General features: G+C 62.3%; 22 protein-coding genes. 11 read left to right on the top strand and 11 right to left on the bottom strand.

The window, feature by feature from the left end; genetic code table 11:
- Nucleotides 1-100: 100 nt before the first annotated feature.
- The gene (locus ISS99_RS06045; RefSeq protein WP_204630710.1) at nucleotides 101-2,128 is read right to left on the bottom strand and encodes a sodium-translocating pyrophosphatase; all 2,028 of its coding nucleotides are present in this window, start codon (nucleotides 2,126-2,128) and stop codon (nucleotides 101-103) included.
- 293 nt (nucleotides 2,129-2,421) lie between these two features.
- Here ISS99_RS06045 and ISS99_RS06040 point away from each other — a divergent pair, with 293 nt between their 5' ends.
- Nucleotides 2,422-3,231 carry a class I SAM-dependent methyltransferase gene (locus ISS99_RS06040; protein WP_204630709.1) on the top strand — a complete coding sequence of 270 codons (810 nt, stop codon included), beginning with the start codon at nucleotides 2,422-2,424 and terminating at the stop codon, nucleotides 3,229-3,231.
- Between the two features lie 524 nt (nucleotides 3,232-3,755).
- Nucleotides 3,756-5,843, top strand: a complete 2,088-nt coding sequence (locus ISS99_RS06035; RefSeq protein ID WP_204630708.1) for a hypothetical protein — start codon at nucleotides 3,756-3,758, stop codon at nucleotides 5,841-5,843.
- On the opposite strand, the gene ISS99_RS06030 is transcribed toward ISS99_RS06035, so the two are convergent.
- The gene (locus ISS99_RS06030; RefSeq protein WP_204630707.1) at nucleotides 5,840-7,111 is read right to left on the bottom strand and encodes a 6-phosphofructokinase; all 1,272 of its coding nucleotides are present in this window, start codon (nucleotides 7,109-7,111) and stop codon (nucleotides 5,840-5,842) included. The two genes, ISS99_RS06035 and ISS99_RS06030, sit on opposite strands and share 4 nt — an antisense overlap.
- Before the next feature lie 203 nt (nucleotides 7,112-7,314).
- Between ISS99_RS06030 and ISS99_RS06025 the strand changes: the two genes are divergently transcribed.
- Nucleotides 7,315-7,899, top strand: coding sequence for an adenylate kinase (locus ISS99_RS06025; RefSeq protein ID WP_204630706.1), 585 nt, complete (start codon nucleotides 7,315-7,317; stop codon nucleotides 7,897-7,899).
- Between the two features lie 76 nt (nucleotides 7,900-7,975).
- A complete protein-coding gene (gene mpl, locus ISS99_RS06020; protein ID WP_204630705.1) occupies nucleotides 7,976-9,331 on the top strand; it encodes a UDP-N-acetylmuramate:L-alanyl-gamma-D-glutamyl-meso-diaminopimelate ligase in 1,356 nt (451 codons plus the stop codon).
- Here the strand turns inward: mpl and ISS99_RS06015 are convergent.
- Both ISS99_RS06015 and ISS99_RS06010 read right to left on the bottom strand, forming a co-directional pair.
- Complete coding sequence (locus ISS99_RS06015) at nucleotides 9,328-10,743, bottom strand: hypothetical protein (protein ID WP_204630704.1); 1,416 nt, start codon at nucleotides 10,741-10,743, stop codon at nucleotides 9,328-9,330. The two genes, mpl and ISS99_RS06015, sit on opposite strands and share 4 nt — an antisense overlap.
- The gene (locus ISS99_RS06010) at nucleotides 10,740-11,672 is read right to left on the bottom strand and encodes an ABC transporter ATP-binding protein (RefSeq protein ID WP_204630702.1); all 933 of its coding nucleotides are present in this window, start codon (nucleotides 11,670-11,672) and stop codon (nucleotides 10,740-10,742) included. The genes ISS99_RS06015 and ISS99_RS06010 overlap by 4 nt, the downstream gene beginning before the upstream one ends.
- A gap of 101 nt (nucleotides 11,673-11,773) precedes the next feature.
- Between ISS99_RS06010 and ISS99_RS06005 the strand changes: the two genes are divergently transcribed.
- The 3 genes from ISS99_RS06005 to ISS99_RS05995 all read left to right on the top strand — a co-directional run bounded on the left by ISS99_RS06005 (nucleotide 11,774) and on the right by ISS99_RS05995 (nucleotide 14,813).
- Entirely contained in the window at nucleotides 11,774-12,376 is a 603-nt protein-coding gene (locus tag ISS99_RS06005) for an LON peptidase substrate-binding domain-containing protein (RefSeq protein ID WP_204630701.1), read from the top strand.
- A 15-nt stretch (nucleotides 12,377-12,391) separates the two neighbouring features.
- A complete protein-coding gene (locus ISS99_RS06000) occupies nucleotides 12,392-13,210 on the top strand; it encodes an SDR family oxidoreductase (protein ID WP_204630700.1) in 819 nt (272 codons plus the stop codon).
- A 262-nt stretch (nucleotides 13,211-13,472) separates the two neighbouring features.
- Nucleotides 13,473-14,813: a sigma-54 dependent transcriptional regulator gene (locus ISS99_RS05995; protein ID WP_204630699.1), complete on the top strand. Its 1,341-nt coding sequence runs from the start codon at nucleotides 13,473-13,475 to the stop codon at nucleotides 14,811-14,813.
- 59 nt (nucleotides 14,814-14,872) lie between these two features.
- Here the strand turns inward: ISS99_RS05995 and ISS99_RS05990 are convergent, their stop codons facing one another.
- The 6 genes from ISS99_RS05990 to ISS99_RS05965 all read right to left on the bottom strand — a co-directional run bounded on the left by ISS99_RS05990 (nucleotide 14,873) and on the right by ISS99_RS05965 (nucleotide 20,277).
- Nucleotides 14,873-16,222 carry a transporter family protein gene (locus tag ISS99_RS05990; RefSeq protein WP_204630698.1) on the bottom strand — a complete coding sequence of 450 codons (1,350 nt, stop codon included), beginning with the start codon at nucleotides 16,220-16,222 and terminating at the stop codon, nucleotides 14,873-14,875.
- A 46-nt stretch (nucleotides 16,223-16,268) separates the two neighbouring features.
- Nucleotides 16,269-17,234 (bottom strand): hypothetical protein, encoded by a 966-nt coding sequence (locus ISS99_RS05985; protein ID WP_204630696.1) that lies wholly within the window; start codon nucleotides 17,232-17,234, stop codon nucleotides 16,269-16,271.
- A gap of 11 nt (nucleotides 17,235-17,245) precedes the next feature.
- Entirely contained in the window at nucleotides 17,246-17,962 is a 717-nt protein-coding gene (locus ISS99_RS05980) for a C39 family peptidase (RefSeq protein ID WP_425490434.1), read from the bottom strand.
- Nucleotides 17,963-18,112: 150 nt separating this feature from the next.
- Complete coding sequence (locus ISS99_RS05975; RefSeq protein WP_204630694.1) at nucleotides 18,113-19,039, bottom strand: serine-rich family protein; 927 nt, start codon at nucleotides 19,037-19,039, stop codon at nucleotides 18,113-18,115.
- 34 nt (nucleotides 19,040-19,073) lie between these two features.
- Nucleotides 19,074-19,733 (bottom strand): hypothetical protein, encoded by a 660-nt coding sequence (locus ISS99_RS05970; RefSeq protein WP_239537742.1) that lies wholly within the window; start codon nucleotides 19,731-19,733, stop codon nucleotides 19,074-19,076.
- A gap of 10 nt (nucleotides 19,734-19,743) precedes the next feature.
- Complete coding sequence (locus ISS99_RS05965; RefSeq protein WP_204630693.1) at nucleotides 19,744-20,277, bottom strand: hypothetical protein; 534 nt, start codon at nucleotides 20,275-20,277, stop codon at nucleotides 19,744-19,746.
- A gap of 339 nt (nucleotides 20,278-20,616) precedes the next feature.
- On the opposite strand from ISS99_RS05965, the gene ISS99_RS05960 reads away from it, so the two are divergent.
- Nucleotides 20,617-21,855, top strand: coding sequence for an acetylornithine transaminase (locus tag ISS99_RS05960; RefSeq protein WP_204630691.1), 1,239 nt, complete (start codon nucleotides 20,617-20,619; stop codon nucleotides 21,853-21,855).
- 36 nt (nucleotides 21,856-21,891) lie between these two features.
- The gene (locus ISS99_RS05955; protein ID WP_204630690.1) at nucleotides 21,892-22,311 is read left to right on the top strand and encodes a lactoylglutathione lyase; all 420 of its coding nucleotides are present in this window, start codon (nucleotides 21,892-21,894) and stop codon (nucleotides 22,309-22,311) included.
- Between the two features lie 107 nt (nucleotides 22,312-22,418).
- On the opposite strand, the gene hemL is transcribed toward ISS99_RS05955, so the two are convergent.
- Nucleotides 22,419-23,702, bottom strand: a complete 1,284-nt coding sequence (gene hemL / locus ISS99_RS05950; protein ID WP_204630688.1) for a glutamate-1-semialdehyde 2,1-aminomutase — start codon at nucleotides 23,700-23,702, stop codon at nucleotides 22,419-22,421.
- Nucleotides 23,703-23,922: 220 nt separating this feature from the next.
- Here hemL and ISS99_RS05945 point away from each other — a divergent pair, with 220 nt between their 5' ends.
- Together ISS99_RS05945 and ISS99_RS05940 are read left to right on the top strand one after the other, a co-directional pair.
- On the top strand, nucleotides 23,923-24,117 hold the full coding sequence (locus tag ISS99_RS05945; RefSeq protein WP_204630687.1) for a rubredoxin: 195 nt from the start codon (nucleotides 23,923-23,925) through the stop codon (nucleotides 24,115-24,117).
- A gap of 100 nt (nucleotides 24,118-24,217) precedes the next feature.
- Nucleotides 24,218-24,397 carry a hypothetical protein gene (locus ISS99_RS05940; protein ID WP_204630686.1) on the top strand — a complete coding sequence of 60 codons (180 nt, stop codon included), beginning with the start codon at nucleotides 24,218-24,220 and terminating at the stop codon, nucleotides 24,395-24,397.
- The last annotated feature ends 387 nt before the right edge of the window (nucleotides 24,398-24,784 follow it).

Below are 24,784 nucleotides of genomic sequence, written 5' to 3'. Positions count from 1 at the left end.
GCCAAGCTGGCGTCTGCGAGCGGCGATCAAAGGATCGATCCGGTCTGTCAATGGACCATCCGGAACGGCAGGTGCGCGTTCCGGATGGTCACCTGTCGGCTCAGAGCAGCGGAATCAGCAGCAAGGCCACGATGTTGATGATCTTGATCAGCGGATTCACGGCCGGACCCGCAGTGTCCTTGTAGGGATCGCCGACCGTATCGCCGGTGACCGCAGCCTTGTGGGCATCCGATCCCTTACCGCCGAAGTTGCCGTCCTCGATGTACTTCTTGGCATTGTCCCAGGCGCCGCCGCCGGTGGTCATTGAGATGGCCACGAACAAGCCGGTGACGATGGTGCCGATCAGCAGGCCGCCCAATGCCACCGGCCCGAGCAGGAACCCGACGAGCACGGGAATCAACACCGGCAGCAACGAGGGAATCATCATTTCCTTGATGGCCGACTTGGTCAGCATGTCCACCGCGCGCGAATAGTCGGGCTTGGTGGTGCCTTGCATGATGCCGGCGATCTCGCGGAACTGGCGTCGCACTTCTTCCACCACCGCGCCTGCGGAACGGCCGACCGCTTCCATCGCCATTGCGCCGAACAGGTAAGGAATCAGGCCGCCGATCAGCAAGCCCACGATCACGCGATGATCGGAAAGATCGAAGGTATACACCTTGCCCGGATGATCCAGCGCCAGCTGATGCGTGTAGTCGGCGAACAGCACCAGTGCGGCAAGCCCGGCCGAGCCGATGGCATAGCCCTTGGTCACCGCCTTGGTGGTGTTGCCGACGGCATCGAGCGGATCGGTGACGCCGCGCACTTCGGCGGGCAGTTCGGCCATTTCCGCGATGCCGCCAGCGTTGTCGGTGATCGGGCCGTAGGCATCGAGCGCCACGATCATGCCGGTCATGGACAACATCGCGGTCGCCGCAATGGCAATGCCGTAAAGCCCGGCCAGCACGTAGGCGCCCCAGATGGCCGCACATACCGCCAGCACCGGCAGCGCCGTCGATTTCATGGAAACGCCGATACCCGCGATGATGTTGGTGGCGTGGCCGGTGGTGGACGACTGCGCGACGTGCCGCACCGGGCCGTATTCGGTGGCGGTGTAGTACTCGGTGATCACCACGATCACGGCGGTGAGTACCAGCCCGATCAGCGCGCTGCCATAAAGATGGGTGACGCCCAGCGTGGCATCGGCCATCAAGGTCGAGGTGATCGGCCAGAACGCGATGGCCGCGAGCACACCCGAAACCATCACGCCCTTGTACAGGGCGCTCATGATCTTGCCGCCGCCGCCCGCACGCACGAAGAAGGTGCCGATGACCGAGGCAATGATCGATGCGCCGCCCAGCAGCAGCGGATACAGCACCGAGTTCGGTCCGGCCTGGTCACCCAGTATGCCGCCCAGCAGCATGCTGGCAATCAGGGTGACCGCATAGGTCTCGAACAGGTCGGCGGCCATGCCGGCGCAGTCGCCGACGTTGTCGCCCACGTTGTCGGCGATGACAGCCGGGTTACGCGGATCGTCTTCCGGAATCCCTGCTTCGACCTTGCCGACCAGATCCGCGCCGACGTCTGCTCCCTTGGTGAAGATACCGCCGCCAAGGCGGGCAAAAATCGAGATCAGCGAGGAGCCGAACGCCAGGCCGACCATGGCGTGCAAGGCGTGCTCGGTGTCGTAGCCGAAATGCGTAAGCGTCGCGTAATAGCCCGCCACGCCTAAGAGCGCCAAGCCCACCACCAGCATGCCGGTGATGGCGCCGCCGCGGAAAGCCACGTTCAGTGCGGACGCCAGGCCGCCTCGTGCCGCTTCGGCGGTGCGCACGTTCGCGCGTACCGAAACGTTCATGCCGATGTAACCGGTGGCGCCCGAGAGGACCGCGCCGATCGCAAAGCCGATCGCCGTGCCCCAGTCCAGGGCAAATCCGATGATGATCAGCAGTATCACGCCCACCAGCGCAATTGTGCGGTATTGACGGTTGAGGTAGGCGCGCGCGCCTTCCTGAATGGCCGAGGCGATTTCTTGCATTCGTTCGTTGCCGGCCGATTTGGCCAGCACCCAACGTACCGAAAATGCCCCGTACAAAATCGCCACGACCGCGCAAGCCAACGCGATCCACAAGCCAAACTGCTGCAGCATCGGTGCCTCCCCTCATCGTTGTGTCGACCGCCCGGGACGGACGGTTCACGTCGAGTATAGGCAGACGAATGCGAATTCCACGTTGTGCAACGCAGCGGTAACCGGGCCGCGCCGCTTGTCTTGTCTTTAAGGCTTGTCTGATAGAACCCGCGCGCGGTGCTCAATAACCTTTTCGTACTCGAGTGGGGGAGGGGCAGTAGGCGGCACTTTGGCCTGAAGCTTTTCACCGAGCGAAGGTCCCTGCCTTTCCTGCATCCGCCACTTTTCACACTTTTATCGCGCCGGGGAATGTCATGGATCAAATCGAGGTCAGCAAGAACGAGATATCCGTGCCCGAGGTTCCCAGCGCGATCGCCAAGGCTCCGTCGACCCGTGCATCCGCCAATGCTGGCGTGGCGTTGTGGCGCACCCGTTACGGCATCCTCAAGGCCAACCAGGCAACGGATCTCGTGGCCCGATCGCTGACCAGGTATGGAGAGTGGATCGAGCAGGAACTGGACACCATAGGCACCCTGCTTGACGAAGGCCACGTGGCGGTACAGTACGGCGCTGAATACGGCGCACACGCCCTGTATCTATCCGATCTGGTGGCCGAGACCGGCGAGGTGCACGTAGTTGAACCGAGGCGCCTGGAGCACATCGGGCTGTGTACCGCGGTGGCGCTCAACGATCTCCACAACGTATATCCCCACCATGCCGCATTGGGGGAGCGCGCGGAGCGGATCGAACTGAAGCCCGTTGGCGAATTGCCGGCTGAGCGCGTTCACTGCATGCCCCTGGATGCGATGGAGCTTACCGCCCTGAATCTGCTCAAGATCAATCCGCCGGGTGCGCTCATGTCGGTGTTGGCTGGCGCCTCTGAAACATTGCGGAAACACAAGCCCGCGATCTATTTTCGGCTTTCGACAATGGAGCAAGCGGTCACGGAGGTGGCTGCGCTGAAAACACACGGTTATCGGTGCTGGTCGCACCATCCCTATCTTTATAACCCTTCGAACTTGTTGGGCAACAAGCTGAATATTTTCCCCGGTTGGGCATATCAGAATGTCATAGCCATCCATCGGGATGCGCCGGCCGAGTTTGAGTATTTGCTTGAGATTTGAGTGGTTTTGGTGTGGCGTGCTGCGGTAGTGATAGATCCAAATTCCGGCAGCATCTCGCTGCCATTCAACATCCATGGCGTTACATACGCCGACTCTTTGTCTCCGTAATTCTAGGCAGTAGCACGGTTGCTTGCGTCGAGTTGGCATCGCAGCGTTCGCTCAACGATCTGCTGGTGGAGGCTCGGCGGGATTCCAAGGCGTGGTACTTGGAGCAGGTGAGAAGCAGGGTGGCTCCAAGTGTGGATGGAGTCATCAAGGCCGCACAGTTAGGTGACTTGACGCTCAGGTTCAATGCGGAAACGGTGCCGGCTCGCGGTGAGGTGTTGAAGTCTTTGCCCTATCCAGGCGTCTCAATGGCATCCAAACCTGGCAATGGCGTTCCCCTTTTTATATCTCCGGATTCGATTTCGACTATAAACAGCACGGAAGCTCTTCCCGTCACGGACGATAACGGTGCAGCGAATGATGGCGCACTGATCGTTGTCAAGGATCGGGCAAGGTCCCTTGACTCAAGGAGCTCATACGTGTCTATGCTCATTGCATTCATTGTCGGCGTGGTGTCGTCGGGATTGCTGTTTTGCATCGTGGTGTTTTTGCGTCGCAAGAACACCAAAGCAGCGCAAACCGTTGCGCCGAAACTCGACGTATCCAGCTTGTTGGAGGACGAGCGGCTGGCGAGTCCCAATGCCAATGCGCCGCCGCGAGTGCGTGTCCAGCGCAAATCGTCGCGGGGCCGCGTATCGATGCCCTCTGTCGTCGCTCCGCTCGTTGGCGCTACGTCGGCGCCTATTGCAACGAAGAGCCCAGTGGCGTCGCAACCGCCTGCCTCCATGCGTCGCCCGGTGCCAAATAGAGGCAAGCCATCCGCATCACTATCCGCTCCGGGACGTACGTCGGCGATGGGCTGGACAACGTCCTTGCCGCATTCGTTCACACCGGTGCCGGTAGTAACGCTCGATGCGCAACGTACCAAGCCTGTTCTGGCGAGGGCCTCTGCTATGGCGCCAGCCTTGCCTGTCCCCGCTCCGCCTGAGCGAGTCTTGGTGGCGACTTGTGAACAGGACGTGGACCGGGCGACTGCCTTGTTTGAGCAAGGCGACCCAGCTGAAGCGCTGTCCCTGATCGAGCCGTACGTCAAACCTTGGCTGCGCACGCCGGGAACCTGTAAAAGCGATTCACCTGAACAGTCCATCGAGCCGCCGCAGGGTGCGGCAGCGAGCGCGCTGACCAAGCTCTATGCGGATATTTGTTGGGAAATGGTCGCCCGCGGCCAGCAGCAGAGCGACTTTGCTCGCTGTACGGAGGCGTTACGCATCGTTCTTTCGATCGCACCGGACGACTTGCCGGCCCGTCTATGCCTGGGGCACTGCCTGATCAACCTGGCCGACCGCGAATCGGACGAGGTGGAGCAGATGAGCTTGTTGCAATCGTGCATCGACACGCTGCAAGCGGTCACTATTCCCGATCCGGTACCGGACCTGATTCGTATCGGCATGCTGGGCGAGGCGCGCTGCCGCCGCGCGTTGCTGGATTTGCCCGTGGACGCAGCGTTGTTGAAGGATGCCGAGCAGACCTTGCGCGAGGCGCTGGCGCGCGGTGCTGCTGGCGACTCCGATGCGGCCTGGTGGTTGCAGACGTTGTTGGTCGTCGTGTTGCCGGGCACCGCAGCGGAGGTTGCCGAAGCACGCATGCAGGAATCCATGGTGCTTCTGCGTCATGGCTTGGAAGCTTGCGCCCGTCCGGACATGCGCCCGCGCTGGCAAGCGGCCTTGTTGCGTGCTCAGCTTGAGCAGATTCGCCGTACTCAGCTCAACCTTGCCTCGCGACGCCTGCGGATGCGGGATTTGTATAACGAGTACGTGCAAGCCATGCAACAAGACTCTGCTTGCGAAGTGCTCGCTGCATGGATCGATGTGCTTTGCGCAGTGGCGGCGCCTATGGTCGGCAATGCCGCGCTTGAGCGCTATCGCGAAATCGATGATGCGTTGGAGCGTCTGTCCAGACTTGATCCAAGTGGCCGCTACTACGCCAATACGTGGATGCAGATGATGCATGGTCGTTTGTCGATCGAAAACGACGCCGGCAAGCGGGCTTTGCTGGAACAGGCTGAGGCAATACTGTCGCCGCACTTGAACGACACCGACAAGCCCTTGCGCCTGCAAGCCAGCAGGCTTGCGCTGGAGCAGGCTGTCTTGGCCATGGATGACCAGGCGCGCGAGGCGGCTTATCTGCGCGCGCTCGATCTCGCGCGGCCGCTTACCGCAGTGCCGTCGGTGGCGCTGCCGGCGCTGGGGTGCGCCATGAAGGCGTTGCTGGCATTGAATGAAGACAAAGAACGCCGCGTCTATGACCGTTGCTTGCGTGTGATCGGTCCCGGAGATGTCGAATCGCTAGGCCTGCTCGCCCGTAGCGCCTATCGCGACGGCGACGTTCGACAGGCTGCCATGGACTTGGCGCTGGCCTGGCAGCGTCGCGACAAGGTGTTGCCGGAAGCCATGCTGGATTTGTGGCAAGCCGCATCGCGCGACTGGGCTGAGCAAGCCGGCAACGATGAGGCTTGTGGGCAGAATCTGCGTCATTTGCGCCAGGCGGATGTGCGCCGCCGCCGTTAAGGGGCAAAGGCGGCGAGCTTGCGCTTCACCGCCACATTTTTCAAAGACCCGTATTTCGGCAGGCCGTCGCGCCCGTAGGGCAGGGGTGCTTCGCCCTGGATCAATGGTGAAAGATAGCGGCGCGCCGCAGCGGTAATGCCAAATCCGTCGCGGGTCAGAAAGCCTGCAGGCATTTTCTTTTCACGATTGGCGATCTTGTCCAAGGAGGCGGGTTCGATCTTCCAGCGGTAAGGGGAGTCGGAGGTGCGCGTAATCACCGGCATCACCGCATTCATCCCGGCAAGTGCATACTCCACCGCGGCTTTGCCCACTGCATAGGCCTGGTCCGCATCCGTCTTGGAAGCGGCATGGCGTGCGGATCGCTGCAGGTAATCGGGCAAAGCCCAGTGGTATTTGTAGCCGAGCTTTTCCTTGACCAATGCGGCGAGCACCGGTGCAACGCCGCCCAGTTGGGTATGGCCGAATGCATCGCGAGTACCTGCTTCCGCCAAGAACTGCCCTTCCGCGTTGCGTATGCCTTCGGAGGCCACCACGGTGCACCAGCCTACGCGCTCCACGGTCGCTTTCACCTTGGCGAGGAAGGCGGCCTCGTCGAACACTCGCTCGGGAAACAGGATGATGTGTGGCGGGGCGTCGGCGCTTTCCCCGGCAAGCCCTGCCGCGGCAGCGATCCAGCCGGCATGGCGCCCCATCACTTCCAGAATGAATACCTTGGTGGACGTGTCAGCCATGGACGCGACATCGAGGCTCGCCTCCAATGTGGAGATCGCGGTGTATTTCGCGACCGACCCGAACCCGGGACAGCAGTCGGTGACGGCAAGATCGTTGTCCACCGTCTTGGGGACGCCGATGCAGCGGATGTCGTAACCCATGGCCTTGCCGAGCTGGGAGATTTTCAGTGCCGTATCGGCCGAATCGTTGCCGCCGTTGTACAGAAACCAGCGGATGTCGTGGGCACGCAGCACCTCGATCAGGCGTTCATATTCGGCGCGGTTGGCTTCCAGCGATTTCAGCTTGTAGCGACACGAGCCAAAGGCGCCGCCTGGCGTGTGGCGCAGGGTTTCGATCGCAGCGGCGCTTTCCTTGCCAGTATCGATGAGATCCTCGCGCAGGGCGCCCAGGATGCCGTTGCGTGCCGCATACACTTTGATGCCATGGGCGCGGGCCGTCTGGATCACACCTGCTGCCGTGGCGTTGATCACAGCGGTCACACCGCCGGACTGGGCATACAGAAGGCGGCCGGTGGCAGGGCGGGCTTGGGACTTCATCGGGCATTCTCCGGGGCGAGATTCAGGCGCTATGTGACGGCACGGCTTCAGTCGCGGATTGCATAGGTATCAGGTACTTGGCCGAAATTAGGACGCGCGGCGGTTTGACGGCACCCCCCGCAGACGCTACCTTGATCCATATTCATCTAGAAATCCGTGGAGCTGTCGCAGTGTGCGGCAGAACGCGGATCTTGTGGAGTTTTATGCGACTTGTCCTCCTTGGTGCGCCCGGTTCGGGCAAGGGTACTCAGGCCGCCCGGCTGAAGGCCGAACTCGGTGTGCCGCACATCTCGACCGGCGACATGCTGCGCGCCGCGGTCAAGGCCGGTACTCCGCTTGGCTTGAAAGCAAAGGCAGTGATGGACGCTGGCCAGCTGGTATCCGACGACCTCCTGCTGGGCATGTTGGAAGAACGCTTCGCCGAAGCCGATGCCAAAGGCGGCTTCATCCTGGATGGTTACCCGCGCAACCTGGCACAGGCCGATGCGCTGGATCATCTGTTGACCAAGATCGGCCAGCCGCTGGATGCCGTAGTGAAGCTGGAAGTGCCCAGCGAAGTCATTATCAAGCGCTGTGAAATCCGCTTCGCCGCCGAGCACCGCAAGGACGACGACCCGGTGGTGGTGCGCGATCGCCTCAAGGTGTACGCGGAACAGACCGCCCCGGTCGCCGACTTCTTTGCACGTCGCGGCAAGCTGCAGGTGGTTGACGGCGTGGGCGAGCTGGACGACGTGACGGCACGCGTCAAGCGCGCACTCTCCAACGAAACGGCCGCCGCCAGCGGCTGAATACCCCGGGCCGCCAGCGGGCGGCCCGTTTGCTTTGCGCGGGTCATCGCGCCACGTTATTTCGCACGGGTTATTCATGCGTCTGCACATTCTCGGCATTTGCGGCACCTTCATGGGCGGCGTCGCTGCCTTGGCGCGCGAACTTGGTGAAACGGTCGAAGGCTCCGACGCCAACGTCTATCCGCCGATGAGCACCCAATTGGAAGCACTCGGCATCGGATTGATGCAGGGATACCGCGCCGAGCACCTTCAGCCGGCACCGGATCTGGTGGTGGTCGGCAATGCGATGACGCGCGGCAACGCTGTAGTCGAGTACGTGCTCGACCAGCGCCTGCGCTACGTATCGGGTCCGCAATGGCTGGGGGAGCGCCTGCTGGTCGAGCGCGATGTGCTGGCCGTGGCAGGTACCCACGGCAAAACCACCACGACCAGCCTGCTGGCCCATCTGCTGGAGAGTGCCGGGTTGGCGCCCGGCTTCCTGATCGGTGGCGTGCCCGGCAACTTCGGCATTTCCGCCCGGCTTGGCCAGGGTCGGCATTTTGTGATCGAGGCCGATGAGTACGACAGCGCGTTTTTCGACAAACGGTCGAAGTTCGTGCACTACCGTCCGCTCATCGCCATTCTCAACAACCTGGAATACGACCACGCGGATATCTTTCCCGACGTTGCCGCCATCCAGCGCCAGTTCCATCACCTGGTCCGCACCGTCCCGGGCAATGGCCGGTTGATCGTCAATGCGCACGATGCCTATCTGGCCGAAGTGCTGGCGATGGGATGCTGGACGCCGGTGGAAACGTTCGGCGTCGGCAAGGGCGATTGGCAGGCCACGCCGGTCGCGGCGGATGGCTCGGTCTTCGCCGTGCATCATCGCGGCGAACGGATTGGCGAAGTACGCTGGTCGTTACTGGGCGACCACAGCATGATGAACGCCCTTGCGGCGTTGGCGGCAGCCGCGGCGGCCGGCGCCGATCCTCGCGCGCTGTTGCCGGCCTTTTCCACATTCCAAAGCGTAAAGCGTCGCATGGAACTGGTTGGCGAAGTGGGCGGCGTACGCGTTTACGACGATTTCGCGCACCATCCCACCGCCATCGCCACCACGCTCGCCGGACTGCGCGCCAACGTGGGCGGCGCGCGCATCCTGGTCGCCTTGGAACCTCGCTCCAATTCCATGCGCCTTGGCGCGCATGCCGATGGCTTGGCTCCTTCGCTGGCCGATGCCGACGGCGTGGTGTTCCTGCATCGTCCCGAGCTGCCGTGGGATGCCAAGCGCGTCACCGATGCCTTGCAAGGACGCGCAAGCACGGCGCCGACCGTCGATGCCATGCTCGCGGCGCTCAAGCAACAGACGCGCGCAGGCGACCACGTGATCTTCATGTCCAACGGCGGTTTCGAAAACGCGCCGCGCCGCTTCGTAGCGGCGTTGAGCGACTAGCCGATCGGTGCATCGAAACGGGGCGCAAGCTGCTGGTACTCGCGTTGCGCCGCGAACCACACGCCGCCGCCAAAGCTGAGCGTGACGAGGGCCAGCACGGCGCCGCCGATCAGATAACCCGCGATGCCGACCAGCCAATAGCCGCCCCAGTACACCGCCATCACGCCAAGCAGCACCGAGACATTGACGATTGCGCGTCCGGTTCTGCCTTCCGGCCCGATCAGGTGAAGTGCGAGCGCGGCGAGGCTGGCCGCCGCCGACACGATGGCGGCCACGAACAGCATCTGCCACGGATCCGTTGCGCGCACCAGCACGGCGCCCAATGACGTGTAGACCAGCGCAGTGAGCATGCTGATCGGCACCAGCACCAGCAAGGCATCGGAGACGGTTTTCTGGTACTCCGCACGAGTTTCGGGCGCCAGCGTGAGATACAGGTCGGCCATGTTCGGGCGCATGCGCGTCATGCCGAGATTCAACTGTGGGAATCGCGAAACGCTGAGCATGATCGCGTAGGCACCGATCACGGCGGGCTCAAAATGCGGGCGATGCATTACGGCGAGAAAGTAGAAGCAAGCGAATGACGCCACCAGCGCGACGCGCAGCGCAATCGCTTCAGGATTGTCGTGTGGCAGCAGCAATCGGCGTACCAGCACCATCCGGTGCGTAAGGTTGGCGTTGCGCCGATAGCCGATCAAGGCTCGATGCATGGCACGTTGCGAGGTGGAGTCATACAGCGCGTTGATGCGTCTGCCAATGGCGCCAGTTCGTTGCGGCTCACCTGGAGCGCTGCGCATCGCGTTGCGGCCTAGTCCAGTGCTTTCCAGCGGCGAGGTGTCCGCCTGGCGGTCCTCGATGCGCAGCAACGGGGCGATGCCGAATGCGAGCAGCAGTGCAATGAGCGTCAAGATGAGCAAAGGGGTAAGTGCGGACTGCAGAGCGACTTGCACCAGCCGGGTGAAGTACGTGGGCGCCCAGCCGAGCACGATGAACAGCGGCCAGATGAATGTGTTTGCGCGTGGATTGCCGCCCATGATCACACCCAATACCGGTACCAGCAGCAGACCGCAGGCGATCAAGGGCGCGTGCGGCAATCCACGCAGATACACCACGATGATCGGCAGCAGTATCCAGAACGATGCATCGATCGCCGCGTATTCCAGCAATCGGCGACGAAACTGCGGAAGCATGAAGCTCTCCGGCATGCAGATGCTGCGCAGGGTGAAGCCCTGGGCCACGTGCCAGCTCCAGGATGCGATGCAAAAAAAAGCGGCAGCCAACGTGCCGGTGCCTGCTTCTCCGCGCAGCCAGGGCAGTGCGAAATACAACGTTGCGGCCCACAGAGCCACCGCAATCGCTATGAGCACCGGCATGCGCCGAAGCGATTGCAGCCACAGTTGCCACCAGGCTTTCACGCGAGCTCCACGAACAGGTCTTCCAGCGTGGGTGTTTCGATACGCAGGCCGGCATTTTCACGCGCCGCGAGTGCGTGCAGGCTGTCCATGACGGGATCCTCCACCAGCAACACCGCTTGTTCGTCCTGCACGTGGGTTTTCAATGCACCGGCCAGCACCGGCGGATGCGGCCAGCCGCCGGCCCGGTGAAGTACCACGCGTTTGAAGCGTTCGCGCAGATCGGCCAGTGGACGCGTGAATTGAATGCTGCCATCGCGAAGCAGGGCAATGTCCGCATCAGCGCGTTCCAGATCGGCGGTGATGTGCGTGGAAAAAATCACGGTTTTGCCGGGCGCGCGCATCAATGCCAGCAACTCCGCCATGAAGGCGCGGCGCGCCTGCGGATCGAGGCTGGCCACCGGTTCGTCCAGCACCAGCAGGTCTGGATCGGGGGCGATGGCGCGCACGATCGCCAGCTTCTGGCGTTGCCCTTGCGACAGCTCGCCAATTTTTTGCTTGGCATCCAGTTCCCAGTCGGCAAGCAGGCGAGCGGCCAGCCCGGTATTCCAGCGTGCGTAGAACGCTGCGGTGAAATCGAGATACGCGCCCACCTTCATCCATGGGAACAGGTCGAACGTCTGCGGCACGAAGCCGATACGGTGCATGCGTTCGCCGCCCGGTTCGATCATGGGCTGGCCGAAGAGATCGATGCTGCCGCCATCGATCGGCGAAAGCCCAAGCAGGCAGCGCAGCAAGGTGGTCTTTCCGGCGCCGTTGCGGCCCAGCAGGCCGATCACGCGGCCCGCCGGCACCGACCAGTCCAGCGCCCGCAGCACCTGGCGCTTCTTGAAGGACTTTTCCAGCCCGCGCACCTGCAATACGGGTTGGGTCGCGGCATCCAGGGCCGGCATCGTGCCGAGCGGTTCAGTGACCAGGTGGGAAGCAGACATCCGTGCATGATCCTCGTGCGAACCGATCCACTCTGCCGCGTATCGGTGTCAGCCGTCCAGTGACGGGCAAACTTCATCCGCCTTGCCTTTATCATGCTGTCATGGCTGCCCGGCTCCCTTTCATCGAAGTACCCCTGTTTCCGCTCGGCACGGTCCTTTATCCGGGCGGGCAATTGCAATTGCGCATCTTTGAGCCGCGCTATCTGGACCTGGTGCGCGAATGCACCCGTTCCGGCTCGGCTTTCGGCGTCTGCCTGATTCTCGACGGGCACGAGGTGGGGACGCCGGCGCGTCCCGCGGCTGTGGGAACCCTGGCACGGATTACCGATTTCAGTCATCGCGAGGATGGGCTGCTCGGCATTGCCACCGAGGGCGGCGAGCGCTTCCGCGTGCAATCTACGCGTGTACGCGCCGACGGATTGCTGCGCGGCGAGGTGGAGCTTTGGCCGGAAGAGGAGGTGCAGCAGGTACCGGTCGAATTTGCCCTGCTGCAAACGATTCTGGAGCGCCTGATCGAGACCATGGGGCCGCACTGGCAAAAGGCGCCGCGCAGCGCTTATGACGATGCCGGTTGGGTGGGATTTCGCCTTGCCGAATTGCTGCCGCTGGCCCGGGATGAGCAGCAACAATTGCTGGAAATGACCGATCCGATCCAGCGGCTGGGCGTGTTACGCGATATCCTGCCGCGTTTCCAGAAAGCCTGAACGAGGAAGAGTCACGTGAACACGCTGGCAGGCAAGACACTCTTCATTACCGGAGCCTCGCGCGGCATCGGCCTGGCTATCGCCACGCGCGCCGCGCGCGATGGCGCCAACGTAGTCATTGCCGCAAAAAGCAGCGTGCCCAATCCCAAGCTGCCCGGCACCATTCATACGGCGGCAGCCGAGGTGGAGGCCGCCGGCGGCAAGGCGCTTGCGCTGAAGCTGGATATTCGCGAAGAAGCCGAGGTGCACGCGGCCGTCGCGCAGGCGGTGGAGCGCTTCGGCGGCATCGATATCCTGGTGAACAATGCCAGCGCGATCTGGCTGGCGGGTACCGAAAGCACGCCCATGAAACGTTACGACCTGATGCACCAGGTCAATACGCGCGGCACCTTCATGGTGACCCAGGCCTGCCTCCCGCATTTGAAGAAGGCCGCCAACCCGCACGTGCTCATGCTGGCGCCGCCGCCGAACCTCGATCCGAAATGGTTTGCGCCGCATACCGCCTACACCATTGCCAAGTACGGCATGAGCCTGTGCGTACTGGGCATGAGCGCCGAATTCGCACCAATGGGCATTGCGGTCAATGCGCTGTGGCCGCGTACGGTGATCGCTACGGCGGCGATCGCGATGATCGATGGGGTCAAGCCCGAGCAATGCCGCCGCCCGGATATCGTTGCCGATGCGGCTCACGCACTACTGATCCAGCCGGCGCGCCAATGCACCGGAAGATTCGCCATCGACGAAGACGTGCTGTGCGAAGCGGGTGTCCGCGATTTCGATCGCTACGCCTACCAGCCAGGGACGCCCTTGCTCCCGGATCTATTCTTGAACTAATTGGTTCATTAATTCGACGGCACCTGTCATCACGCCGCCGTCATTACCGGCGTAGGATTCCATACCAACTCCCACGATCCCAGGCTGGGTACAGGGGGGATCTCTGCACGCCTGATCACAAAGTGGTCACGCGGCGGATGCTCGTTGTATATTCCGCGAACTGCGTCACGTGTTTGGGCGCGGGCTGGTTTAGGGGTTGGGGCTAGAACCTGTCCAGGAAGAGCAGGGCGACAGACCAGCGATCCTGGAGGGAGGCGTTGCGATGACTAGCGACACGTCGATCCGATGTGTGGTTTGGTTTGGGGAGCCGGCCGCTGTTGAAAGAACGCGCTTGGCGCAAGCTGGCTGGCATACGCGCGTAGCCGATGCGAATGCACAAGGAAGCGGCGTGGGCATCCGGCGCGGCGACGTCGTCGTCGCGATGGCGGACTTGCGCAAGGCCGATGACGATACGCTGGCGCAAATGGCGCGCTTGATGGCCGATCACCCGAGGCTTCCCTGGCTGGCACTGCTGTCGGCCGAAACGGTGGTGCAGACTCCGGAAGTGGAACGCGTGCTGAGCGCGAGCATCGACTTCTTCACTGCGCCGATCGACATGCAGCGCCTGATCGAGACACTCGGCAGCCTGGCTGGTGATGCGCCCGCTCCGATTGTCTACAGCGACGTGCCCGGCATTACCGGTTCCAGTTCCGCGATGATGGCCGTGGTGGCCAGCCTGCGCAAATACGCTCCCGTCGATCTGCCGGTGTTGATTACCGGCGAAACCGGCACCGGTAAAGAAGTGGCAGCACGAGCCTTGCACAAATTATCGCCGCGACGGGACCATCCCTTCGCGGCGATCAACTGTGGGGCATTGCCTGCGAATCTGGTGCAGTCGGAATTGTTTGGCCACGAGCGCGGCTCGTTTACCGGTGCCAATGCCCGGCGCATCGGTCATTTCGAGGCGGCAGCGGGCGGCACGGTGTTTCTGGACGAAGTGGGCGATCTGCCTCCGGACGCGCAGATCAGCCTGCTGCGCCTGCTGCAGGAAGGCACGCTGGAGCGCGTCGGCTCCACGCAATCGATCAAGCTGGACGTGCGCGTGCTGGCGGCGACTCACGTTGACCTGGAAAAGGCCGTCGCTCAGGGGCGGTTCCGCGAAGACCTGTATTACCGGCTCAACGTGCTGCGCTTGCGCATGCCCGCATTGCGCGAGCGTGCCGATGATGTGCTGCAATTGGCGCAGTTGTTCCTGGACGCGTTTCGCAAGCAGCACGATTGTCATGCACGTACCTTCAGCGCCCTGGCGCGCAAGGCACTGCGCGACTTCACCTGGCCCGGAAACGTGCGCGAATTGTTGAACCGTGTTCAGCGCGCCGCCGTGGTGGCGGAAGGGGCACAGATCAGCGTTGCGGATCTGGATCTGCAAGATGTGGTTTCCAGCCGCACTGCCCATTCCAGCCTTGGGCTCACCCGCACTTCGGCCGAGCGCGATGCCGTACTGGCCTGCCTGCGCGAAACGCGCTTCAACATCAGCGAATGTGCCCGACGCTTGAAGGTTTCGCGCGTCACCATCTACAGGCTCTGCAAAAAGCACCAGTTAGTGCTGGAAGATATCCACTGAAAGCGTAGGCGGCGCCCGCGGGCGCCGCTCGCCGTTTCCAAGCCTGAGGCCTTCGTGACTCAGAACATGTAAGGGATCTTGAAGGTCAGCGTGAAATTCGGTGCGTCGGGCGTCATGCCCATGCCCAGGATGGTCACGAACGTCGTGTGCGGGCTCAATGCATAGGTGAAGCCGAGATTCAGGGTGGCCGCATTGGCTTGGCTGCCGATGATCTTGGTCCACGGGCCGCCGGTGTCGCGCAACGAATCCTTACCGTTGATGCGATCGCTGAAAGACAGGCTCAGGCTTGAGCGATCATTGAAGGCAAATGCGATGCCTGCGCCGAAGTAAAACACGTCGGCGAGTTTGACGCTGCCGGGCGTGACTTCCTGCGGATCCGTATTGATGTCGTTGAAGCTGCGCGTGAAGGAATGGATGTAGCCGAAATTGCCGAAAACGATCGCAGGGTCCATGGTCTTGACGAATGACGAAGCAAACGTCGCCTGCCACACACCGTTGCCCGTGGGCTGTTTCGTGGGAACGGCAAATTCCTCGTACTGTGAACTGGCTGCCACGTTGACCCACTTGATGCCGTAAGGCGCCTGCCCGGTGGGTGCGGTGATGCCGAGGGTAAGTACGGTGTCGGGACGGTTGGCGGTTTCAGTCAAAATCTTGTAGTTGACGGAGAGATTGACGTCGCCCAGGCCCTTGCCGGTCGAGCTTGCTTCATCGAGCGTCGCCGCGGAACCGCCTGCACCGCCTTGCTGGTAGTCCGTATTGCGACCCACGTAGGGTACGTCCAGGTTCAGGCTGAAACGGGGTGTGACGGCGTAGCGACCGATCAGGTCGTTGGTCAACGAATCGGAAGTGACGCGATCGATCGCAATATTGCCGAGGAAGATGGAGTTCAGCGCGAGAAAGCCGTTGAGTGTCAACTCGGCGCGATCGTAGTGGTTGTAGGTCAGGTCGTCCTCGAGGGTGAATTTGCGGCTGAAATAAGCATTCTGCTGCTGTTCGAGCGCATCCTGCACGCTACGGCTCTGGGTGGATGTGCTCGCTTGCGCCGCTTGCGTGGTCGATGCGGCCTGACTGCTTTCCACCGAAGCGCCGCTTCCGTTGCTCGTCGTCGTGCTTGCCGTTTCCGAACCAGGCGCCGGTTCCGCGGGGAGGGGTGTCCCGCTCACCTTGCCGGTGATCCGCGACTGCAGGGCCTGTACCTCGGCGTCAAGCACACGCAGGCGCCTTACTTCCTGCGCGTAATTCACCTTCAGCATCTGCAATTGGCGAACGAGCTCTTCCACGTCCTCCTGGTTTTTTGTGTTTGCCGCCTGGTTCGGTGCAGGCTGGGCATCCTGTCCGGACGCATCGAAGCTCGCGAAGCCGCAAACGCAGCTGCATGCCATCGCGGTGGCCAAGAGTGTCTTGCGCATGATGGTATCCCCTGCATGAGAGCGTGCGCTGGGCTAGGGCGTACGCTCAGTGGCCGTTGAGGTGAGACAAGCCGAGCGACTGCGTCAGCGTGTGCGCGAGCTGCGCAGTGGAGCTCAGCTGTTGAGTAACGAGACTTACGATCATCTGATTGGTGACCACGGCATTGTCGGTAGTGAGCGCGATCGTCTGTCCCAGGCTGCCGGTGTGGATCCACTGCGTCGCCGAACCCTGACCGGCGACCGAGGTGACAACTTCCGCATCGCCGTTCGAATAAGTGGAAGATGCCGAAGCGTCGCCGACGGTCGCCGTGCGGCCGGTGGGAATGCCGATTCCCGTGTTCGTCGTCGCAACCGAAGCCAAACCGTTTGACGCCGTCGCGCCGCCAGTGTTCTCGGGCGCGATGGCATTGGTGGATGAGCTGGTGCTTGCCATGGGCCCGCTGATGCTGACGCTGGCGCTCGATGGCTGGCTGCTCGTCGTGCTGACCGTCGCGGTGTCGTTGCCGGTCGTGGAGGCGGCCGGTGCACTGCCGCCGCTTTGAATGTTCAGCCGGGTGACGTTGGCCACTGCATTGTTGTCGCCCGCTACCTGTGTGCTTTGTACCAGTCCGCCGACATTTGCGATGCCGCCGCTTTGCACGCTGCGGCTGACCTGGGGTGAAGATCCCGATGTGTCGGGGAGCGGAGCATTCCTGGTCGTGATGGTCACGGTTGGTACAAAGGTAACCTGCGGCGAGCCGGGATTCTTGCTGAAATCCATGCCGAGAGTCATCGCGCCCTGGACGGTCTGACCATTGCTGGTTTGAAACGTGGAGATCATCTCCACGCCAAACCAGACGACGGTATTGTCGCCGACGGTGAAGCGGCCGCGCATGGTGGACAGTTCTTCATCGGTGACGTCGTGAATGCCGGAACCTGGGTGGCCGTTTTCGTCATTGCTGGCAAGTGCGAGAGAGCATCGGCATCCTAGAGCCAACGCGAGTGCGGCAAAAATCAAAGAGCGCCTATACATGGCCCGATTCCTCAAAACGTATTCAGGTCAGCGTGGGTGAAGCCGAAATCCAGCAACTCGGCATCGGTAATGGCCCCGCTTCCCTGGCGTGCGAAAAGTTTCCTCGCACTGGGTTTGTCGACCGGCTGCAGCAGCACGGTGTTGCGATCGAAGTCGCTTCCGATCACTACGAAAAGAACGCGCGAAGGCCAGGCCTTCATGAAATCGCCGAGCGGCACCGTGCGATTGCCGAGAATGGGGTCGGCAAGCTCCACCTGTTCGTCGTGGACCTGCTTGAGTACGACGAAATGGCTGTAACCGTGCACGCTCATCAATACCAAGGCGGGTACGCGCAGTGTGCGAAGGCGCGAAATGTCCACGCGATAGCCGTGCCCGCGAAGGCCGAGCAATTCGACGTAGTGCTTGATATCGAGCATGGAAAAGCCGCGCTGGCGGACTATGGCCGGGTCGGCGACGCCGAGCATGCCGTCGATGACGACTTTCTCGTCGACGTCCAGGTGATACGCGTAGCGCAGGATCGTCGCCAATGCCGCGGCGCCGCAGCTGTAGTCGGTGTGCTGGCGCACGATGTTGGCGAAATGCATTTCCTGCATGCTGTTGACGTGAGTCACGTACTGCGCGCCGTTGGGCAGCACACCGGCGAAGCTCACGTCGCCGGCATGGGCATTGGTGCCTACGCAGGCAGCAAGACCCAGCAAGCCGATGATATTAAATCCGGCAGATCGCACGTTGCTTCTCCCCCCGTCCTTGCGAAGGGAAGACCCCCTGCCCGCAGGGGACGGGCAGGGGGCTTCCACTTGGTGCCCGGCGGCATGTCGCCGGGTTACCGCCCACGTTGCCGTCTTGCGACGGCGAACTCATTCGTCGACAAGACCGCCCTACGGTTTGCCGTTGCTGTTGGCCGCGCCGAGCGACATGATGTTGGCCTGCATGTTGCCGGTGCCCGAGGCCACGTCGATGCCGATGTTGCCGTTGTCGTTGCTGAGCGCACCTGCAGCGATGCTCGCGGTATTGGTGGTGGCGATCGTGTCGCACCACGAATAAGCTGGATCATTCACCGTGGTGTTGCCGTGCGAGCGCTGATCGACCGAAGCGGCAGCCATGGCGTACGCCGTGCCCGGGGCGACCGAAGCCGACAAGGCGTTCAGCTGCTGGTTGTTGTCGCCAGCGGCTACGTTCGCGCCGATATTGCCGCTATCGCCGTTGAACGCATCGCCGATGCTGGCCTTGTTGGTGTTGCCGATGTTGATCGTGCGATCGTGGCTGACCGACTGGCCGGCGCCTGCAAAGGCAAAGCTCAGATCGGTATCGGAAGAGTTGCTCGATGCCATGGACATGGTGTTCGACTGCTGGTTGCCGTCGCCCGATGCCACGTTGACGCCCACGTTGCCGCTGTCGCTATTGAAGTCGCCGCTGCTCACCTTCGCGGTGTTTTGCGTCTTGTCGTTCAAGGTGAAATTGTGGCGGTTGCGCTGGTCGCTGCCGAGGAAGGCGACGTCGTCGGTCTTGGTCGTGTCGTCTTCGCTGGCGATGGCGGCCACGTTGGACTGCGCGTTGTTGTCGCCCGAAGCAACGTTGACGCCAAGATTGCCGCTGGCGGACTGGCCGGCGTTCGAGCCGATGGTGCTGGTGTTCTGCACGCCCGACTTGTTGATCACCTTGTCGTGCTCGGTCGATTGCTGGTTGCTGGCAGCCGCGGTGCCGGTATCCGGCTGGGCGTGATGATGCTTCGCGTAAGCCATCGGGCCGGCGAATACGCTAGAGATAGCCAGAGCAATCAAAGTCCTTCTCAGATTTGCATTCATGATGTCTTCTCTCTTGACTGGATGTTGCGGGTGATTAGCGCGAGGAAAGCGGTGCAGATAACAACAAAAGGTTGTCTGATGCGTTGCCGGATCCTGCGACCTGGTTGAGTTGCATCACACCGCTGAATCCTTCCATTGCGGTCGGATCGACTCCCACGTTCCGTGTACCGACGGCCTGTGCACGTGGATTCGACGATGTTTGCGCCCCTGCCGACGCGGAGACGGCGGCCGACAAAGTGCCATCCGTCGCCTCGCGTATGCCTTGCTTGGTCAGTTCGGCCGCTACCCCGTTCAACTGGGTGTTGCCGTTGCCGCTGACCTGATTGATGGAAGCAATGCCCCGACCGTTGTCGTAGGCATGGCTGGAAATCGTTGCGCTGGCGTAAAGCGCTGCGCCCGGATTGCTGCTCTGTGCGCGCTGTTGCGCCTGAATCGTGGCCTGGGCCTGGGGCGCGCTTGCAAAGGCGTGCAGGTTGCCTTGCACGTTGCCATTGCCGGCAGCTTCGTTGACGGAGCTGACGCCTTGCGTGCCTTCCAGCGCATTGCTGCCGATCGTGTCATTGTCCAGATAGCTCAGCATGGCGGCGTAGCTGTCGGCGGGCGTGGAGGTGGATTGCCCCCAGGCGCTCGCACAGATCGCGGCTGCCAGCGAGGCTGCGATGCACGTGGCTAGACGATGATGAGCGCGCTTCATGGACCGAGCCTCAGTGACTTGCGCCGAGCATCGGCATTTGCGACATGGCGTTGGTGATCTGGTCGCCGATGTTGCGGGTGTTGTCGGTGACTGCGCCCGCGGCACCGGAAGCGCCGCTCACCAGATTGCTTACGCCGTTGTTTGCCGTGCCCGTGCTGCCGCCGCTGTTGACACCCAATGCCGACGTCAATGCGTGCTGCACGTTGTTCTGGTTTGAGCTTCCCGCGCTGGCGCCAGCGTTGCTGGTCAGGCCGGCGATTTCCGAATCGGTCATCTCGCCCAGCCCGCCATCGCCGTTGATCGCACTGTTGAGTTGAGGATTGGGCGAGGTGTTGACCATCAGGGCCAACCCGGGCGCGGTCGGATTGCGGTCGGCGGGGCGAGCTGCGACGTTGCGGATCAGCACGATGTCGCCAGGGCCTGCTTTCTGCGCAACGTGCGAGCCGTCCGCGAATGATGCGGCGGGTATCAGGCTGATCGTGATTGCCGCGACGAATGACGTGCAACGGCATGCCTGGCCGATGAGCCGGCGCTTGCTGTCCATGGGCGAAGCCTCCCCCGTGAGTCCTTGATCAGGAGATGGCAAACACCGTGCCAGTCGAACAAAACCCAGGAAAACCGCGGTTTGCCGTAAATGCTGCGTGCAGGCAAGGCGGGGCCGCTGTAACAAGCTGTTACAGCCCGCGCCGGCCGGGCGTCGTCGTGGATGGCGCCGTGGTGCGGTTTGGGTCGGCTGTAACGCAAGTGATACAGATCGCGTCCAGGTGCACAACGCGACCGTATGGTTCCCTAGGCTGGCGTCGGCGGGGCACGCTGGCTAGGATGCAGGACACCCCAAACTTTTCCCCGTGGCATGGCCATTGCGGCTGCGCCGAACCTCTTTATGCATCCCGTACAGGAGTCTTCCGTGCCGTCTCTCGTTGATCTGGGCAAACGCTATTGGCTGCCGGTATACAGGCCGCGCGAACTGGTGCTTGATCACGGCAAGGGCGCGCGCGTGTGGGATACCGAAGGTCGCGACTATGTCGACTTCGGCGCAGGCATTGCCGTCAATGCGCTTGGCCATCAGGATCCGGATCTGCTCGCGGCGCTCGCCGAGCAGGCCGGCAAGCTTTGGCACAGCAGTAACGTGTTCTATACCGAGCCGCCGCTGCGTCTTGCGCAGGAATTGGTGGCGGCTTCGGGCTTCGCCGAGCGTGTATTTCTGTGCAATTCGGGGGCGGAAGCCAACGAAGCGGCGATCAAGCTCGTGCGCAAATGGGCGGCTTCGCAAGGCCGGTCCGCGGAGCGACGCGTCATCATCACGTTTCGCGGCTCTTTCCACGGGCGCACCCTGGCCACCGTCACTGCGACGGCGCAACCGAAATACCAGGAAGGCTACGAGCCGCTGCCAGCGGGGTTCCGCTATTTGGATTTCAACGACGCGCAGGCGCTCGAGCAGGCTTTTGCCGCTGGCGACGTCGCGGCCGTCATGGTCGAGCCGGTACAGGGCGAGGGCGGTGTCTTGCCGGCTGCGCCGGGCTTTCTGAAACGAGTGCGCGAATTGTGCGACCAGCATGAAGCCTTGCTGGTGCTGGACGAAATCCAGTGCGGCATGGGGCGCACCGGCACGCTGTTCGCCCACGTGCAGGATGATGTAACGCCGGACATCGTGACCTTGGCGAAGGCGCTGGGTTGCGGATTTCCGATCGGTGCGATGCTCGCCGGCCCGAGAGTGGCCGAGGTCATGCAGTTCGGTGCGCATGGCACCACTTTTGGCGGCAACCCGATGGCGGCGGCGGTGGCGCGTGTCGCCCTGCGCAAACTGGCATCGGCGGAATTGTTGAACAACGTAAAACGTCAGTCTGCGAGATTGCGCGATGCACTGTCTTCGCTGGGCGCGGAATCAGGTCTGTTTTCCGAAGTGCGCGGGCGCGGACTGATGTTGGGCGCCGTGTTGTCGGAGCCGTATCGCGGCAAGGCCGGTGAGATACTGGACGAGGCTGCGTCACGCGGATTGCTGCTGCTTCAGGCGGGGCCGGACGTGCTGCGTCTCGTTCCGTCGCTGAACATTACGGATGATGAAGTGGATAGCGGCCTGTCACGTTTGCAACACGCGTTGAGCGCGTTTGCTGCGCGATAATCGCGGCGATTGAAGATCACCGACAGGAAGACCACGATGAAGTTTTTGCACAGCATGGTGCGTGTACGCGATCTCGACGCGTCGTTGCGCTTCTATTGCGAAGGGCTTGGCCTGCAACAGGTGAGAAGGACGGACGTACCCGAAGGCAAATTCACCCTGGTCTATCTGGCCGCTCCCGAGAATCCCGATGTGGAGGTGGAGCTGACCCACAACTGGGGCTCCGAAGAAGACTATGGCTCGGCGCGTAATTTCGGGCACCTGGCTTTCCGTGTGCAGGACATCTACGCCACGTGTGAGCATTTGCAGTCGATGGGCTACATCATCAGCCGCCCGCCACGGGACGGGCACATGGCCTTCGTGCGCTCGCCGGACCTCATTTCCATCGAACTGTTGCAGGAGGGGCGCCTTCCTCCGCGCGAACCCTGGGTGTCGATGTCCAGCACCGGATCCTGGTGATTGATACTTGAGGGAAGTGGTGCGTTGCCGGGCGGCGTTCGTCTACGTTCCGCGCAGCGAGCGCGCCAACCGGTAGGCCCGGCGTGGCGCACCGTTCATCGCGCCAATCAGCCGGCGCGTGCTATCCGCATCGCTGCGCGGGCGGCATCCAGCGTCGCTGCGATGTCTTCGTCGCTATGTGCCGAGGAAAGGAATCCGGCCTCAAAGGCGCTGGGGGCCAGGTAGACGCCGCGTTCGAGCATTCCGTGGAAGAAGCGGTTGAACATCGCTGCATCGGCAGCGGTGGCCTGCGCGTAGCTGCTCACTTTTTCCCGTGTAAAGAACAGCCCGAACATGCTTCCCACCCGGTTGGTGCTGAAAGGAATGCCCTCGCCATCGGCCACGGCTTGCAGCCCGTCAGTGAGCAGGCGCGTCCGGGCTGCCAGCGCGTCGTGGAAACCGGGTGCCTGGATCAGTTCCAGCATGGCCAGGCCCGCCGCCATCGCGACCGGATTTCCGCTCAAGGTGCCGGCCTGGTAAATCGGGCCGGCAGGGGCGATTTGCTCCATCAGGTCGCGGCGCCCGCCGTAGGCTCCGACCGGCATGCCGCCGCCGATGATTTTGCCGAACGTGGTGAGGTCCGGCGTGATGCCGTAATACGCTTGGGCGCCGCCCAGGGCCACCCGGAAGCCCGTCATGACCTCGTCGAAAATCAGCAAGGCGCCATGGCGCGTGCACAAATCCCGCAGGCCTTGCAGATAGCCGTCCTGCGGGGGAATGCAATTCATATTGCCGGCTACCGGCTCGATAATCAGCGCGGCGATATCTGCGCCCTGATCGGCGAACAGGGCCTGTGCAGCCGCGAGGTCGTTATAGGGCAGGGTCAGCGTGAGATCGGCGCTGGCCTTGGGGACGCCTGGGGAAGTAGGGACGCCAAAGGTCAGGGCTCCCGAGCCGGCTTTCACCAGAAAGCTGTCGCCGTGGCCGTGATAACAGCCTTCGAACTTCACGATCTTGCTGCGCCCGGTGGCGCCGCGCGCCAGGCGGATGGCGGACATGGTTGCTTCCGTGCCGGAATTCACCATGCGCACCACGTCGACCGACGGGATGAGCCGTACGATCGTCTCGGCCATGGTGACCTCGGCGGGGCAGGGCGTGCCGAACGACAAGCCATTTAGCACGGCGCGTTCAACCGCTTCGCGCACGTGGGGATGGTTGTGCCCGACGATCATCGGGCCCCACGATCCGACGTAGTCGATATAGCGCTTTCCTTCCACGTCCCACAAATAAGCGCCATCGGCGCGTGCGGTGAAGAAAGGCTCTCCGCCGACGGACTTGAATGCCCGTACCGGAGAATTCACGCCGCCGGGCATCAGTTTCAGGGCGCGTTGGAAGAGTTCGTGATTCGTCATGAGGGCTCGATCGGGGAAGTTCACAAGTTGGGCGGGCGCGCCGCAGGCCGTCGGAATGTGTTGGCCGGGTGCGTGATCGCGTCATTGTCCGGCGTGACGCCATCGTCCGCTACCCGCTTCGGGCGTCTGCGATGCCCTCTTCGGTGCTTTCCGATGCCCGCTTTCGCCGCGGCAAAGGAGTTGAGAGAATGCCCCATTCACTGGCTATGGCGATGCATTCATGAATCAAACGTCCACCGACACCACTCTGCGCAAGTGGATGTGCGTAGTCTGCGGTTTCATCTATGACGAGGCCTTGGGTTTGCCCGAGGAAGGCATCGAGCCTGGAACGCGCTGGAGCGACGTGCCCGACGCCTGGACGTGCCCGGATTGCGGTGCGACCAAAGATGACTTCGAGATGATCGAAATCGACTGATTCGCCGCGCGCTGCCTGCAAATCGCCCGATTTCGCCAGCGCGCCGGCCGTTTCCCCTGTTGGAATGATCCTCGTGCGAATCCTGCCCCGAGGAACGGCCATGCAGCAATTCATTCCCTTCGAAGATGACTGGGACGCGCTGGATAAGCTGCGTCCCGAAGCCTTGATTCCCTATCGCGTGGGCCTGGTGCCCAGCCACGAGCCATCAGGCCGGCCCGACATCTCTTGCGAGTCGAATCCGGGTCGCCCCGCGCCGCTTCCGCCAAAAAGGCCGGATTGAGCGGATAGGCTTTTTAGCCAATAAGTGCAGATTGCTGGCGCTGTTCGCCTGCAGGACTTGAGTGGCGAGTCCGCGAAGAGAGCGGGTCAGAGGGCGTCAGTCATTCAATCGTCATCAAATGCTCGTTGCCCCCTTCCCAGGGAGATGGGGAGGCGCTATTATTTCGACCCCTTCGACGAGAAGCCGTCCGTTGAAGGTTCCCCCTCGAAGCAACTTCCCAAAAATTGGGTGTTGACGGAAAGCGAAAGGGATGTATATTAAGCGGCTCACCCGGGACGAAATGCTTCGGGGCGATCTGAAGAACGGATCGCAAGTGATTGATCTTTGACAGTGTGCGCAGGTGACTTGTGTGGGCGTCTTGCGTTGGATGGGCAAATCTGTCCAAAC

This window comes from Dyella mobilis, assembly GCF_016904945.1.
Classification (GTDB): Bacteria; Pseudomonadota; Gammaproteobacteria; order Xanthomonadales; family Rhodanobacteraceae; genus Dyella_B; species Dyella_B mobilis.
The sequence above is the reverse complement of the archived record's forward strand: the minus strand, read 5'-3'. Positions and strand labels throughout refer to the sequence as shown.

Coding starts and splice junctions, on each gene's coding strand:
- ISS99_RS06045 (WP_204630710.1), bottom strand. CDS start 2,128: ATGCTGCAGCAGTTTGGCTTGTGGATCGCGTTGGCTTGCGCGGTCGTG.
- ISS99_RS05970 (WP_239537742.1), bottom strand. CDS start 19,733: ATGAAGCGCGCTCATCATCGTCTAGCCACGTGCATCGCAGCCTCGCTG.
- mpl (WP_204630705.1), top strand. CDS start 7,976: ATGCGTCTGCACATTCTCGGCATTTGCGGCACCTTCATGGGCGGCGTC.
- ISS99_RS05985 (WP_204630696.1), bottom strand. CDS start 17,234: ATGTATAGGCGCTCTTTGATTTTTGCCGCACTCGCGTTGGCTCTAGGA.
- ISS99_RS06010 (WP_204630702.1), bottom strand. CDS start 11,672: ATGTCTGCTTCCCACCTGGTCACTGAACCGCTCGGCACGATGCCGGCC.
- ISS99_RS05995 (WP_204630699.1), top strand. CDS start 13,473: ATGACTAGCGACACGTCGATCCGATGTGTGGTTTGGTTTGGGGAGCCG.
- ISS99_RS05990 (WP_204630698.1), bottom strand. CDS start 16,222: ATGCGCAAGACACTCTTGGCCACCGCGATGGCATGCAGCTGCGTTTGC.
- ISS99_RS05965 (WP_204630693.1), bottom strand. CDS start 20,277: ATGGACAGCAAGCGCCGGCTCATCGGCCAGGCATGCCGTTGCACGTCA.
- ISS99_RS05940 (WP_204630686.1), top strand. CDS start 24,218: ATGCAGCAATTCATTCCCTTCGAAGATGACTGGGACGCGCTGGATAAG.
- ISS99_RS05960 (WP_204630691.1), top strand. CDS start 20,617: ATGCATCCCGTACAGGAGTCTTCCGTGCCGTCTCTCGTTGATCTGGGC.
- ISS99_RS06005 (WP_204630701.1), top strand. CDS start 11,774: ATGGCTGCCCGGCTCCCTTTCATCGAAGTACCCCTGTTTCCGCTCGGC.
- ISS99_RS06040 (WP_204630709.1), top strand. CDS start 2,422: ATGGATCAAATCGAGGTCAGCAAGAACGAGATATCCGTGCCCGAGGTT.
- ISS99_RS06025 (WP_204630706.1), top strand. CDS start 7,315: ATGCGACTTGTCCTCCTTGGTGCGCCCGGTTCGGGCAAGGGTACTCAG.
- ISS99_RS05945 (WP_204630687.1), top strand. CDS start 23,923: ATGAATCAAACGTCCACCGACACCACTCTGCGCAAGTGGATGTGCGTA.
- ISS99_RS05975 (WP_204630694.1), bottom strand. CDS start 19,039: ATGAATGCAAATCTGAGAAGGACTTTGATTGCTCTGGCTATCTCTAGC.
- hemL (WP_204630688.1), bottom strand. CDS start 23,702: ATGACGAATCACGAACTCTTCCAACGCGCCCTGAAACTGATGCCCGGC.
- ISS99_RS05955 (WP_204630690.1), top strand. CDS start 21,892: ATGAAGTTTTTGCACAGCATGGTGCGTGTACGCGATCTCGACGCGTCG.
- ISS99_RS06030 (WP_204630707.1), bottom strand. CDS start 7,111: ATGAAGTCCCAAGCCCGCCCTGCCACCGGCCGCCTTCTGTATGCCCAG.